Annotated in this window: 12 protein-coding genes; 7 read left to right on the top strand and 5 right to left on the bottom strand. The window is 72.4% G+C overall.

Annotation, left to right across the window (positions count from 1 at the left end; translation table 11 throughout):
• Positions 1 to 175: 175 nt before the first annotated feature.
• Complete coding sequence (locus tag AB0B33_RS17350) at positions 176 to 1,450, bottom strand: helix-turn-helix domain-containing protein (RefSeq protein ID WP_360772420.1); 1,275 nt, start codon at positions 1,448 to 1,450, stop codon at positions 176 to 178.
• 113 nt (positions 1,451 to 1,563) lie between these two features.
• Between AB0B33_RS17350 and AB0B33_RS17345 the strand changes: the two genes are divergently transcribed.
• The 5 genes from AB0B33_RS17345 to AB0B33_RS17325 all read left to right on the top strand — a co-directional run bounded on the left by AB0B33_RS17345 (position 1,564) and on the right by AB0B33_RS17325 (position 5,918).
• Positions 1,564 to 3,396, top strand: a complete 1,833-nt coding sequence (locus tag AB0B33_RS17345; RefSeq protein ID WP_360772417.1) for a glycoside hydrolase family 9 protein — start codon at positions 1,564 to 1,566, stop codon at positions 3,394 to 3,396.
• A gap of 9 nt (positions 3,397 to 3,405) precedes the next feature.
• Positions 3,406 to 4,191, top strand: coding sequence for a TIGR00730 family Rossman fold protein (locus AB0B33_RS17340; protein WP_360772414.1), 786 nt, complete (start codon positions 3,406 to 3,408; stop codon positions 4,189 to 4,191).
• On the top strand, positions 4,191 to 4,775 hold the full coding sequence (locus AB0B33_RS17335; RefSeq protein WP_360772411.1) for a TIGR00730 family Rossman fold protein: 585 nt from the start codon (positions 4,191 to 4,193) through the stop codon (positions 4,773 to 4,775). The genes AB0B33_RS17340 and AB0B33_RS17335 overlap by 1 nt, the downstream gene beginning before the upstream one ends.
• Positions 4,776 to 4,914: 139 nt before the next feature.
• Positions 4,915 to 5,340 carry a hypothetical protein gene (locus AB0B33_RS17330; protein WP_360772409.1) on the top strand — a complete coding sequence of 142 codons (426 nt, stop codon included), beginning with the start codon at positions 4,915 to 4,917 and terminating at the stop codon, positions 5,338 to 5,340.
• A 287-nt stretch (positions 5,341 to 5,627) separates the two neighbouring features.
• Positions 5,628 to 5,918: a hypothetical protein gene (locus tag AB0B33_RS17325; protein WP_360772406.1), complete on the top strand. Its 291-nt coding sequence runs from the start codon at positions 5,628 to 5,630 to the stop codon at positions 5,916 to 5,918.
• A 26-nt stretch (positions 5,919 to 5,944) separates the two neighbouring features.
• On the opposite strand, the gene AB0B33_RS17320 is transcribed toward AB0B33_RS17325, so the two are convergent.
• Positions 5,945 to 6,790 (bottom strand): LysR family transcriptional regulator, encoded by an 846-nt coding sequence (locus tag AB0B33_RS17320; protein ID WP_360772403.1) that lies wholly within the window; start codon positions 6,788 to 6,790, stop codon positions 5,945 to 5,947.
• A gap of 70 nt (positions 6,791 to 6,860) precedes the next feature.
• On the opposite strand from AB0B33_RS17320, the gene AB0B33_RS17315 reads away from it, so the two are divergent.
• Positions 6,861 to 7,577 (top strand): SDR family oxidoreductase, encoded by a 717-nt coding sequence (locus AB0B33_RS17315; protein WP_360772400.1) that lies wholly within the window; start codon positions 6,861 to 6,863, stop codon positions 7,575 to 7,577.
• A gap of 4 nt (positions 7,578 to 7,581) precedes the next feature.
• Here the strand turns inward: AB0B33_RS17315 and AB0B33_RS17310 are convergent, their stop codons facing one another.
• A complete protein-coding gene (locus AB0B33_RS17310) occupies positions 7,582 to 8,256 on the bottom strand; it encodes a lysophospholipid acyltransferase family protein (protein WP_247014549.1) in 675 nt (224 codons plus the stop codon).
• 51 nt (positions 8,257 to 8,307) lie between these two features.
• On the opposite strand from AB0B33_RS17310, the gene AB0B33_RS17305 reads away from it, so the two are divergent.
• Positions 8,308 to 9,210 carry a glucosyl-3-phosphoglycerate synthase gene (locus AB0B33_RS17305; protein ID WP_360772395.1) on the top strand — a complete coding sequence of 301 codons (903 nt, stop codon included), beginning with the start codon at positions 8,308 to 8,310 and terminating at the stop codon, positions 9,208 to 9,210.
• On the opposite strand, the gene cydC is transcribed toward AB0B33_RS17305, so the two are convergent.
• Both cydC and cydD read right to left on the bottom strand, forming a co-directional pair.
• Positions 9,146 to 10,738, bottom strand: a complete 1,593-nt coding sequence (gene cydC, locus AB0B33_RS17300) for a thiol reductant ABC exporter subunit CydC (protein ID WP_360772394.1) — start codon at positions 10,736 to 10,738, stop codon at positions 9,146 to 9,148. The genes AB0B33_RS17305 and cydC overlap by 65 nt on opposite strands.
• Positions 10,735 to 12,297 (bottom strand): thiol reductant ABC exporter subunit CydD, encoded by a 1,563-nt coding sequence (cydD, locus tag AB0B33_RS17295; protein WP_360772391.1) that lies wholly within the window; start codon positions 12,295 to 12,297, stop codon positions 10,735 to 10,737. The genes cydC and cydD overlap by 4 nt, the downstream gene beginning before the upstream one ends.
• Positions 12,298 to 12,305: the final 8 nt, after the last annotated feature.

The raw sequence follows: 12,305 nt of genomic DNA, 5'->3' as shown, positions 1-12,305 counted from the left end.
TCCGGTGGTGCGCGGGTCAATGGGCCGAATGGCCCAGCGGGGTGCCGCCAAGATTACGGCGCCCGGGGCGAAACCGCAGGAAGCGGCCCGGTTGGCGACTGGTCTGAACCAATTCACCAACTTTGGTAGGAAATTCGGTTTTGGTCCGGACCACTGAGCCCAGTGGTCCGGCGAATCAGCCTTCGGTGCCCGCCGCCGAGTCCAGGCCGCGGCGGTAGGCCTCGATGGCTTCGGTCAGATGACCACGTTGTCGGAGTGCGTCGCCGAGCCGCAACGACGTCGAAACCGCGGCCCCGTGCAGCGATGCTCCCCGCTGGATCTCCGCCGCCTCGCGCAGGAGGCGGATCGCCGTCTCCGGGTCGCCCTGGGCCGCCGCGATCTGCCCCCGCAGCCCGGTCGCCTCGCCGAGGGCCTCCACGTCCCGGGTCAGCAGCGGCCAGACCTCGGAGACCAGCGCGGCCGCCTCGTCCGGGGCGCCCTGGCGGAGGCGGACCTCGGCCAGCTCGACCGTCGCGCCGGCGAGACCCTCCTCGGACCCGATCGCCGCCAGCTGGTCGCGGGCCGCCGTGAGCTCCGCGCGGGCCTCGTCGAGGCGGCCCACCCGCCGCAGCAGATAGCCGCGCGCCCACCGGCACCGCGCCGCGTCGCGGTCGAAGCCCACCGACGTGAACAGCCGGCACGCTTCCGTCAGGTCCTGCAACGCCTGGTCCGCACGCCCGATCGCCTGCCACACCTGCGATGCCTGCCGGTGGAAGCGCGCCACGAAGTCCGGCCGGGTGGCCGCCCGGGCCAGGCGACGGCCGTCCTCGGCCGCGCGGCGGGCGCGGTGCAGGCCGCCCATCTCCATCAGCGGGTGGATCAACGCGCTGAGCAGGCACAGCTCGGCGTCCGGGTCGGCCGGCCGGGTGGCCAGCTCGGCCTCGACGCGCGCGATCGCCGTGCCCGCGTCGCCGCTCAGGTACCGACAGCCGGACCAGCGGTGCACGATCATCGCCCGCAGCCACGGCGGCGCGGCCGCCGCCAGTTCTTCCGCGTGCTCCAGTTCCTGCTGCGCACCCTCGACGTCGAAGAGCTGCCACTTCACCTCGGCCCGGCAGAACCGCGCGTAGCACTCGACGTCGTCGAGGTGGTAGCCGGCGGCCTGCTTCGCCACGGCCGCGAACCGCGTCTCCGCGTCGGCGACGCGGCCCTGCTCCAGGTCGCGGTAGCCCTCGTCGAGCGCCGCGCGCAGCTCGTCCGCGACGCCCGGGGGACGGCCGAACCGCAGCTCGTCGACGGTCAGCCCGAAGCGTTCGGCCAGGTAGGCCAGCATCTCGTCCGAGGGGGGACGGCTGCCGGTCTCGACCTTCGCCAGGAACCCGCGGTCGTAGCCGGGCTCGGCGAGCTCGCGCTGGGTCCACCCGCGGTCGGTGCGCAACCGCCGGATCCGCGCGCCGAGCGGTTCGGTCATCTCCCCACGGTAGGTCATCGCCCGTGAAGTCGCGGAAACGGACATATTGACGCCCCGGTCGCCGTCAGGCTAGCGTTAAATAGGAAACTTTCCTAACAAAGCGGAGGCCGATCATGCGCCTGCTTCCCCTCGCCACGGCCGCCGTCCTCGCCGTGCCCCTCGCCGCCGGCCCGGCCGAGGCCGCGACCCCGGCCGAGGTGCGCGTCGACCAAGTCGGTTACGCGCTGGGGGAGGCGAAGCACGCGTACCTGCTCGGGAGCGCGCCGGGGACGTTCACCGTCGTCGACGAGCGCGGGCACACCGTCCGCACGGGCCGCACCGGCGCGAGCCTCGGAGCCTGGAACGCCCGCTACCCGGCGGTGTTCGACCTCGATCTGTCCACTCTGGACCGTCCGGGCACCTACCGGGTCAAGGCCGCGGGCGCGACGTCGCCGCCGTTCCGGATCGACACCGCGCGCCGGCTGTTCCGCCCGCTCGTGCGCGCCACCACCGAGTTCTTCCAGGCCCAGCGCGACGGCCACGACGTCGTCCCCGGCCGCCTGGACCGCAAGCCTTCGCACCTGGCCGACCGGACCGCGACCGTCTACGCGGAACCGGAGTTCGCCGGCGAGGGCGGCGACGAAATCGTCGAACCGCTGAAGCCCCGAGGCGGCCCGGTCGACGTCGAAGGCGGCTGGGTCGACGCCGGCGACTTCGTGAAGTTCACGTCCAACACCGCGTATTCGCTGGCGGAGCTGGGTTTCGTGCTGCGCGAGGACCCGGACCCGGTGCTGGCGAAGGAGGTCCGGTTCGGTCTCGACTGGCTCGACAAGGTCTGGGACGGCCGGACCAAGACGCTCTACGCGCAGGTCGGCATCGGCACCGGCAGCGAGGAGTTCGGCTTCCTCGGCGACCACGACGTCTGGCGCAACCCGCAGGACGACGACGCCCTCGACGTCAAGCCCGGCGACCCGGCCTACTTCGTCAAGCACCGCCCGGTGTTCCCGGCTGCCCCGGCTGGCGCGCCGCTCTCGCCCAACCTCGCCGGCCGCGTCGCCGCCGCGTTCGCGCTCGGCGCGCAGGTCCACGCGCAACGCGACCCGCGGCTGGCCCGCCACTACCTGACCGAAGCCGCGGCGGTGTTCGCCCAGGCCAAGACGGCCGGCGTCGGCGAGCTCGTCACCGCGTTCCCGCACGCGTACTACCCGGAATCGTCCTGGGCGGACGACCTGGAGCTGGGCGCGACGCAGCTCGCGCTGGCGGCGCGGGCGTTGAAAGACCCGCGCGCGAACGGCTGGGCCCGCGACGCGGCGAAGTGGGCGGAGGCGTACATCGGCAGCGGCGACACGAGCACGTTGAACCTCTACGACACCAGCGCGCTCGCCCACGCCGACCTCGCCGGACTGCTGCGCACCGGCGTCCCCGGCGCCGCGCTCGGCGTGCGCGACCTCGCCGCGGACCTGCGGCGCCAGCTCGACTCCGGCGTCGAGGCGGCGAAGCGGAGTCCATTCCGGACGGCGGTCGCCGTCACCGACTTCGACGCGGCCAGCAAGAGCTTCGGCTTCGCCGCCACCGCGCGGCTCTACCAGCGCGTCACCGGCGACTCCCGTTACGCCGCCTTCGGCGCGCAACAACGGGACTTCACCCTCGGGGCCAACGCGTGGGGCGTCTCCCTCGTGGTCGGCGTCGGCACGACGTCGCCGCGGTGCCCGCACCACCAGGCCGCGAACCTCGCAGGCCCGTCGAAAGTGCTCTACGGCGCGGTCGTCAACGGCCCCAACGGCGCGGACAACTTCGCCGACCTGCCGTTCCCCGCGGGCGCGAAGGAATGCACCCGTCCGTATGAATCCTTCGACGGGCAGGGAAGCCGCTACGCCGACGACTTGAGTTCATGGCCCAGCAACGAGCCGGCCATCGACTTCACCTCCACGGCGCTGCTCGCATTTTCGCTGGCGGGCAGGCCGTAGCATGGCTGAGTGAGTGAACAGTCTGAATTCCCCGACGGCCAGTACCCCGAGCGCCCGGTGGAGCGGCACAAGGGCCCGGTCGTGCTGCGCCGCGACCGCCGCGACCAGGGCAGCACCACCGACCAGCGGCTCCTGGACTCGCGCGGCCCGAGCGACTGGGTGCACACCGACCCGTGGCGCGTCCTGCGGATCCAGGCCGAGTTCGTCGAGGGGTTCGGCGCGCTCGCCGAGGTCCCGCGCGCGGTCACGGTGTTCGGCTCGGCCCGCACCAAGCGCGACAACCCCGAGTACGAGCTCGGCCGCAAGATCGGCGGTGCGCTGGCCAACGCCGGCTTCGCGGTGATGACCGGCGGCGGCCCGGGCGCGATGGAGGCGGTCAACCGCGGCGCGGCCGAGGCCGGCGGCTTCTCCGTCGGGCTCGGCATCGAGCTGCCGTTCGAGCAGGGCCTGAACCCGTGGGTCGACCTCGGCGTCAACTTCCGGTACTTCTTCGCCCGCAAGACGATGTTCATCAAGTATTCGCAGGCCTTCATCTGCCTGCCCGGCGGCTTCGGCACGCTCGACGAGCTGTTCGAGGCGCTGACCCTGGTGCAGACCAAGAAGGTCACGAAGTTCCCGGTGGTTCTGTTCGGCAGCGACTACTGGGGCGGCCTCTACGACTGGATCGCCAAGACCGTGCAGGCCGAGGGCAAGATCAGCCCGAACGACCTGGACCTGCTGCACGTCACCGACGACATCGACGACGCCGTCCGCGTGGTCCAGGAGTCCTACCAGGCGTGGGAGGACACCCACTGATGAGCCGGATCTGCGTGTTCTGCGGTTCGTCGATGGGGTTCTCGCCCCGCTACGCCGAGCAGGCGGCGGCACTGGGCAAGCTCCTGGCCCAGCGCGGCATCGGCCTGGTCTACGGCGGCGCGAGCGTCGGCACCATGGGTGTCGTCGCCGACGCGGCCCTCGCGGCGGGCGGCGAGGTGATCGGCGTGATCCCGGAGGCGTTGTCCTCGGTCGAGATCTCGCACGCGGGCCTGTCCGAACTGCACGTGGTCCGCGACATGCACGAGCGCAAGGCCAAGATGGCGGCCCTGTCGGACGGCTTCCTGGCGCTGCCGGGCGGCGCGGGCACGCTGGAGGAGCTGTTCGAGGTCTGGACGTGGGCGCAGCTGGGCCTGCACGGCAAGCCGATCGGCCTGGTCGACGTGGACGGCTACTACGGCCCGCTGCTGGCGTTCGCCGACCACATGGTGACCGAGGGCTTCGTCAAGCCGGAGTACCGGCAGCTCGTGATGGCGGACGCGGACGCGGCGGTGCTGCTGGACCGGTTCGAGAGCTACGAGCCGCCGGCCCCGCCGAAGTGGGCTAAGGAAGCGCCGGGGATCTGATGTCGGTGCAGGTCAGGTGCCGAGTGGCTGACCACGACGATCAAGGATGCCGCCGGCTTGCGTTGGGCCGGCGGCATCACTGTGAGCAAGATGTACCGCGCGGGAGTGTGGCGGACACGGGCCAAATGAATTCGCAAAGGTGCCAGAGCGCAATAACCCAGATGAGCGCCTCGGCCGGGGACACTTCGACCGGGATGCTCAAGCGGTGTTCCACGGCGGAATCGTTCACCTGTGCGGCCCGGAGGCTACCTGCGACCAAGGGCAGCTTGCCGTGAGCCGAGGCCTGCAATTCCGGTTGGTTGTGCAGTTTGCGAACCAGCATGTCCGCGACGAGTTCGACCTCACTGGTCCCGTCCTCGAGTTCGACGCGGAGATTGCCTCCTCGGAGTGCCGGGCCGGAAACAAGATGTCGACCAGGGACATGCAGCCGCCGATCAAGCCGTGTTTTTCGGGTTTCCCCAGCGTCACGCTCACCCCGCTTTCCTCACTGCCTGCCAGTAGTCCCTCCACGATCTTGATGGCAGCGGCCACGTTGCCCGGGATGGCCGGACCCCGCGTGCCTTGAATCGCCAAAACACCCTCTCCGATGTCCGGATTCGATGGAAGTCAACACGGACGCCAGTTTTCTCGTGCCTCTCGTACGCCTAGTTCGGATTCGGTCGGGGTTCTGCCAACTCGAAACATGACGCGAAGCTGGCGCGGCCCGAACTTTGGTGCACACAGCGATGTGTGCACAACGAAGGTTGGTGCGCTCCTTGTCGGTGTGCCTACTCCGCTCTGCTGATCCGGGAGTGCGCGCCGGCTGCGCTGATCCACCGATGCCGGGCGAGAGTGGCGAAGGAGATCCTTGGTATGAGCAACGAGCTTCGAGCCCGCCGAACCGCGAGGAAACAAGGTCGAAAACGCAACAAGTGCGACGTGCGCGAGCCGGCGCCCCGCTCGACTTTGGGACTGGCTATCTCCAATGGGGGATCGACCACTCGACTCGTCGTGGTGTTGGTCGTTCTCGTGCCGCTCATCGGTGCGGTGGTGTGGCTGCTCGAGGTAGACGTCGTCGTCGGCCCGGTTCAGATCACGCGCCATGCGGCTCTGGTGGGCCGCCCGATCGACGCCGACTCGAGTTCTCCGTCGGAGTCGCGGTGAGAACCCGAGCGTCCGGGCCGGCGAGATCAGCGATCGACCGCCACCCGGCTGTCGTCCGCGACTCCGGTGCAGGCCCGGACGAACGCCGCCGCGGCTCGTGATCGCGTCCGGTCGGGCCAGGCCAGCACCACCGAGGTCCGGGGCGCGTCGAGCACCGGCACGCACACGACGTCCGGGCGGACGTGGCGCCGCGCCGACTCCGGGACGACCGCGACGACCTGGCCCAGTGCGATCAGCTGCAGCAGCTGGCCCGCGTCGCGCACCTCGGGGCCCGGCACGTCGCTGCCCGGCCAGCGCGGGAACGGCTCGCCCTCGAGGTCGGCCATGACCAGCGCCGCGCGGCCCGCCAGCCGGTGGCCGCGGGGGAGCATCGCCAGCTGGTCCTGCTCCAGCAGCAGCTCCGTGTCGAACCCGGCGACGTCGTCGTGCGGGCCGTGCAGGAACGCCAGGTCGGCGCGGCCGTCGCGCAGCATGCGGGACTGCTCGCCGATCCCGCACACGACGATCTCGGCCTCGATCGCGTCCGGGTCGGCGCGGTAGCCGGGCAGGATCCGCTCGAGCAGGCCGGCGTCGCCGTCGGGCTTCATCGCCACGAGCAGCTTCGGCACTTCCTCCCCCGCGCGTTGCGCCCGGCGCACGGCCGCCTCCACGGCGTCGAGCGCTTTGCGGCTCTCCGCAAGGAAAACCGCGCCCGCGGGCGTCAAGCACACGCCGCGGCTCGTGCGTTCCAGCAGCGTGACACCCATGCGCCGTTCGAGCTGCTGGATGGCGCGCGACAGCGGGGGCTGCGCCATGCCGAGGCGCTGCGCCGCGCGGCCGAAGTGCAGTTCTTCGGCGACGGCGACGAAATACGCGAGCTCCCGCGTCTCCATACCACCAGAGTATCGGCCGATGCGACATCGGTGTTGGCTCGCGCGGGCGTCCCGCTGGTGTGCTGGAGCCATGGACGAAATCACTCTGGTCACCGGCGCGAACAAGGGCATCGGCCGCGAGATCGCCGCGCAGCTCGCCGCCCTCGGGCACACCGTCGTCATCGGCGCCCGCAGCGCGGAACTCGGCGAGAAGGCCGCGGCGGAGCTGGGCGTTTCTTCGGTGGTCCTCGACGTGACGGACCCGGCGTCGGCCGCCGAAGCCGCTTCCCGCATCGAGGAGCGGTACGGGCGGCTCGACGTCTTGGTCAACAACGCGGCCATCAGCCGCTCGCCGGGCACGGACCTCTCCCACCAGCGCCCCAGCACCGCCGACCTGGGCACGCTGCGCGCGATCTTCGAGACGAACTTCTTCGGCGTCGTCACGGTCACGAACGCGCTGCTGCCGCTCCTGCGCCGCTCGGCCGCTCCGCGCATCGTCAACGTCTCCAGCGGCGGCGCGTCACTGACGCGCAACGCCGACCCCGACGCCCAGCTGCCGATTTCCGCCGGCTACACCCCGTCGAAGACGGCGTTGACGTCGTTGACCCTGCAGTACGCGAGGGACCTGCGGCCCGACGGGATCCTGGTCAACGCGGTCTGCCCGGGCCACTGCGCGACCGACTTGAACAACCACGCCGGCCCGCGCACCCCGGCGCAAGGTGCGGTGTCGGCGGTCCGCATGGCGACGATCGGAGCGGACGGCCCGACGGGCACCTTCGTCGACGACGAGGGCCCGGTGCCCTGGTGACGGCTCAGGCGACGCCTTCGCTCGGCCGCTTGTGGTAGGTGTCCACGTACTCCTGGCCCGAGATCTCCAGGATCGCGTACATCACCTCGTCGGTGACCGACCGGCGGATCGCCGGGGCGTAGTCCTGGCCCTCATAGCGCGAGAAGTCCAGCGGCTTGCCGAACGTGATGGAGATCTTCGCGGGCCGGGGGATCTTCGCGCCCTTCGGCTGGAGGTGCTCGGTGCCGGTCAGCGCGACCGGCACCACCTTCGCGCCGGTCGCCAGCGCCAGGGCCGCGACGCCGGTGTGGCCGCGGTGCAGCCGGCCGTCCAGGGAGCGGGTGCCCTCGGGGTAGATCGCGAAGACGCCGCCCGCGTCGAGCACCTTGCGGGCCGCTTCCAGCGCGGCGAGCCCGGCCTGGGCGTTGCCGCGCTCGACCGGGATGTAGCCGAGGCCGCCGACGAAGCCGGCCATCAGCTTGCCCTTGAGGCCCTTGCCGGTGAAGTACTCCGCCTTGCCGAGGAACTTCACCTGGCGCGGGGTCGCGAACGTGATCACGCCGGTGTCGAGCGCCGCCCGGTGGTTGGCCGCGAGCAGCACCGGGCCCGTGGTGGGCACGTTCTCCACGCCGTGCACCTCGGGCCGGTACAGCGCCCTGGCCAGCGGCCCCAGCACGAAGCGGACAAGCTGCGCGATCAAGTGGTCCTCCTCCTCGGTGGCGGTGACACCAGCATGGCACGATCGTTACTCGTGAGTTGGTTCGAGCGGCGCACGTGGCAGGAACCCGGTTGGACGTCCGCGGACATCGTGACCGCGAAGGGTGACCGGACGGTTTCCGTCGTGCTACCGGCCCTCGACGAAGAGCGGACGGTCGGTGCCGTCGTCGCGTCCGTCCGCCCCCTGGTCGGTTCGGTCGTCGACGAGCTCGTCGTCGTGGACTCGGGTTCCACGGACGCCACGGTCGAAACCGCCGAAGCCGCGGGCGCGCGGGTCGTCCGCCGCGAGGACGTGCTGCCGGACCTGCCGCCGGTCCCCGGCAAGGGCGAGGTGCTGTGGCGTTCGCTGGCCGCGACCAGCGGTGACCTCGTCGTCTTCCTCGACTCGGACCTGGTCGACCCGGACCCGGCGTTCGTGCCGTCGCTGCTCGGGCCGCTGGTCACCGAGCCCGGCGTGCACCTGGTCAAGGGCTTCTACCGCCGTCCGCTGCGGCTGGAGAGCGGCGGCGGCGGCCGCGTCACCGAGCTGCTGGCCCGGCCGGTGCTCTCGGCGCTGCGCCCGGCGCTCGGCGGGCTGGTCCAGCCCCTCGGCGGCGAGTACGCGGGCACCCGCGAGTTCCTCGAATCGGTGCCGTTCGCCGCCGGGTACGGCGTCGAGATCGGGCTGCTCCTCGACGCCGAGGCGCGCTACGGCCTCGACGGGCTCGCCCAGGTCAACCTCGGCGTCCGCAAGCACCGGAACCGATCGCTGCCGCAGCTGGGCGTGATGTCCCGCCAGATCCTGGGCACGGCGCTGGCGCGCTGCGGCGTGCCGGCCGCCGACGCGCCGTTCACGCAGTTCGTCCAGGTCGACGAGGAGTGGCTGCCGGACGTCACGGACGTCCGGGTCGCCGACCGGCCGCCGATGCGGGAAGTGCTCGCCCGTCCTCGAGGGTGAGCACCTCGTCGAAGCCGTCGAGGTGCTCGGGGCGGTGGGTGACCAGGACGACCGTGCCCTTCGCGTGCGCGAGGACGTTCTTCAGGACGGCGTCGCCGTGCGCGGGGTCGAGGCCTTCGACGGGCTCGTCGAGCACCAGCACCGGCGGGGCCGCGAGGACCGCGCGGGCCAGGACGAGCCGCTGCCGCTGACCGCCGGAGAGCGCGTCGCCGTCCGGCCCGGTGCCGCGGTCGAGGTCCAGGTCGAACCCGGCGACCGCGCAGGCTTCCCGCAGCTCGTCGTCGGTGGCGGAGGGCTTCGCGAGCAGGAGGTTCTCGCGGACGGTCGCGTGGAAGACGTGCGCGTCGGCTTCGGCGCCCGAGATGGTTCCCGACAGGTCGGCGTACTCGCCGAGCGGGTGGCCGTCGAGGAGCACCCGGCCTTCGGTGGGTGCCTGGCTGCCCAGGAGGAGGCGGAGCAACGTCGTCTTGCCGGCGCCGCTGGGGCCGAGGATCCCGACGCGCTTGCCGGGCGGCAGGTCCAGGTCGATCCGCTGGAGCGCGGGTGCCCGGCCCGGGTGGCGGACGCCGGCGCTTTCGAGCCGGAAGTGCCCCTTTTCCGGCGTCCGGGTGCCTTCGGGAGTGGGCGGCTGGGCCAGGACGGCCCGCACGCGGGCGGCCGACGCGCGGATCGCCGGCACCCGCCGGGCGGCCGCGACCAGCGGGAGGACGACCTCGAAGCTCGTCATGGCGGCCAGCGTGAGCGCGGCGGTCCACGGCACGGAGGCGCCGGCCAGCAGCGCGACGGCGACGGTGGTGCCCAGCTGGACGAGCACCCCGGCGGGGCCGAGCAGCGCGGCCGTACCCGAGGTGGCCCGCTCGCTCACGGCGATCCCGTCGACGACGGTGGTCGCCCGGGCGCGGTGTTCGGCCAGCGCGCCGGCGGCGACGAGCTCCCGGTGCCCGGTGACGAGTTCGACCGCGCGCTCGGCCAGTTCGGCGCGTTTCGGGGCGTTCTCGCGGGCGGCACGGGCGGTGGTGCGGATGACCAGCCAGGGGAGCAGCACACCCGCGACGAGCAACCCGGCGGCGAGCACGGCGGCGGCACCGGCGGAAGCGGTGGCCACGACGGCGACCGCGGTGGACCCCACGAGCGCTGCGACGACGGCGGGCAGCAACCACCGCAGGACGGCGTCCTGCAGAGCGTCCACATCGGACACGAGCCGGGTGAGGAGGTCCCCGCCGGAGTACCGTGAGCTGGGCACGAGGGCCTGGTAGACGCGGGTGCGCAGCGCCCCGAGCCACCGCAGGACGACTTCGTGCCCGGCGAGCCGCTCGGCGTAGCGAAGGCCGCCGCGCAGCAGGGCGAGGGTCCGGACGCCGACGATGGCGACGGTGAGCGCCCCGAGCGGCGGCCGTTCGGCGGCACGCAGGAGCAGCCAGGCGGCGGTGGCCATGAGCGCGAGGGCGGCGAGTTCGGCCCCGGCCCCGAGGAGTGCGGCACGGACGAGGCGGAGGGTGTCCCTCGTGGACACGGCCCAGAGGTTCACGCCGCCACCTCCGTGCGGATCCGGCCGTCGCGGAGTTCGACCACCCGGTCCGCCAGCGCCACCAGCGCCGGCCGGTGCGCCACCAGCACCGCGGTCCGGTCCGGCAGCAGCCGCCGGGTCGCCGACAGGACCGTATCCTCCGTGCGGGAGTCCAGCCGGGTCGTCGGTTCGTCGAGCAGCACCAGCCCCGACGACGTCCGCGCGAGTGCCCGTGCCAGTCCCACCCGCTGCCGCTGGCCCGCCGACAAGCCCTCGCCCAGCTCGCCCACCTGCGTCGCGTACCCCGCGGGCAGGCCCGCCGCCACCGAATCCAACGCCGCGGCCCGGGCGGCGGCCGGCACGTCCGCGGACGGCAGTCCCAGCGCGATGTTCTCCGCCAGCGACCCCCGGAACAGCGTCGGCCGCTGCGGCACCCAAGCCACCTCTTCGAGCCAGTCCGCCGGGGACAGCGACCGCAGGTCCACCCCGTCGACGAGCACCCGCCCCGACGTCGGCGTGACGAACCCCAGCAGCACCGCCAGCACCGTGCTCTTCCCGGACCCGCTCGGACCCACCAACGCGATCCGCGACCCGGCCGGCACCGTCAAGTCCACTTCGGACAGCGCCGGGACGCCGTCATAAGACACCGAAACCCGCTCCAGCGCCAGCGAAGGCGCACCCCGCCGCCGAGTCGAAGCCGCGGAACGACGAACAACCACCGGTACCGCAAGGGCTTCCCGCAACGCCGTCAGCCCCTCCGCCGCCGCGTGGAACTTCGCGCCCGCCGCGCGCAGCGGCAGGTACGCCTCCGGGGCGAGGAGCAGGACGAGGAGAGCCGTCCGCGCGTCGAGGCCGCCGTCCAGGAGGCGGAACCCGATCGGCACCGCCACCAGCGCCACCGACATCGTCGCCACCAACTCCAGCACCAGCGCGGAAAGGAACGCGATCCGCAACGTCTTCATCGTCGCGTCGGCGTGCGCGGCGGCCATCGACCGGACCGTCGACGCCTGCGCCGCCGCCCGGCCGAACAGCCGGAGCGTCCCCGATCCCCGCACCACGTCGAGGAAGTGGCCACCCAGCTTGGTCAGCAGCGACCACTGCCGCTCGGTGCGCATCGCCGTGTGCTTGCCGACCAGGATCGCGAACACCGGGATCAGCGGCAGCGTCGCCGCGACGATGAGCGCCGACACCAGGTCCGTCGTGAACAGCCGCACGATCACCGCGACCGGCACCACCACCGACACGACCAGCGATGGCAGGTACCCGGTCAGGTAGCTGTCCATGGCGTCGACCCCCCGCGTCACCTGCGTCGCCACGACGCCCGCGCGGTCGGCGCGTGAATCGAGCAACCGGCGGCGCAGGCCGCCGCGCACCGAAGCCGCGAACCGTCCACTGAGGACGCCGTGACCCCACGAAAGCACTGCTCTCGCGGCGATCGCGACGACCAGCACCGGTGACACACCGCCGCCGGTGAGCAGCGTGGCGAGACCTTCGGCCTGGAGCAGCACCGCGGCGGCGGTGAGCACCCCGAGCGCGGCCAGCACGGCCAGGTAGCGCCGGAGTCCGGGTAGAGCGGGCACGGCGTTCC

Origin of the sequence: Amycolatopsis sp. NPDC049159 (assembly GCF_040648295.1) — a bacterium.
GTDB lineage: Bacteria > Actinomycetota > Actinomycetes > Mycobacteriales > Pseudonocardiaceae > Amycolatopsis > Amycolatopsis pretoriensis_A.
The sequence above is the reverse complement of the archived record's forward strand: the minus strand, read 5'-3'. Positions and strand labels throughout refer to the sequence as shown.

Bases quoted from the DNA above. Each gene is read 5' to 3' on its own strand.
- AB0B33_RS17350 (WP_360772420.1), bottom strand. From the start codon at position 1,450: ATGACCGAACCGCTCGGCGCGCGGATCCGGCGGTTGCGCACCGACCGC.
- AB0B33_RS17345 (WP_360772417.1), top strand. From the start codon at position 1,564: ATGCGCCTGCTTCCCCTCGCCACGGCCGCCGTCCTCGCCGTGCCCCTC.
- AB0B33_RS17335 (WP_360772411.1), top strand. From the start codon at position 4,191: ATGAGCCGGATCTGCGTGTTCTGCGGTTCGTCGATGGGGTTCTCGCCC.
- AB0B33_RS17325 (WP_360772406.1), top strand. From the start codon at position 5,628: ATGAGCAACGAGCTTCGAGCCCGCCGAACCGCGAGGAAACAAGGTCGA.
- AB0B33_RS17320 (WP_360772403.1), bottom strand. From the start codon at position 6,790: ATGGAGACGCGGGAGCTCGCGTATTTCGTCGCCGTCGCCGAAGAACTG.
- AB0B33_RS17315 (WP_360772400.1), top strand. From the start codon at position 6,861: ATGGACGAAATCACTCTGGTCACCGGCGCGAACAAGGGCATCGGCCGC.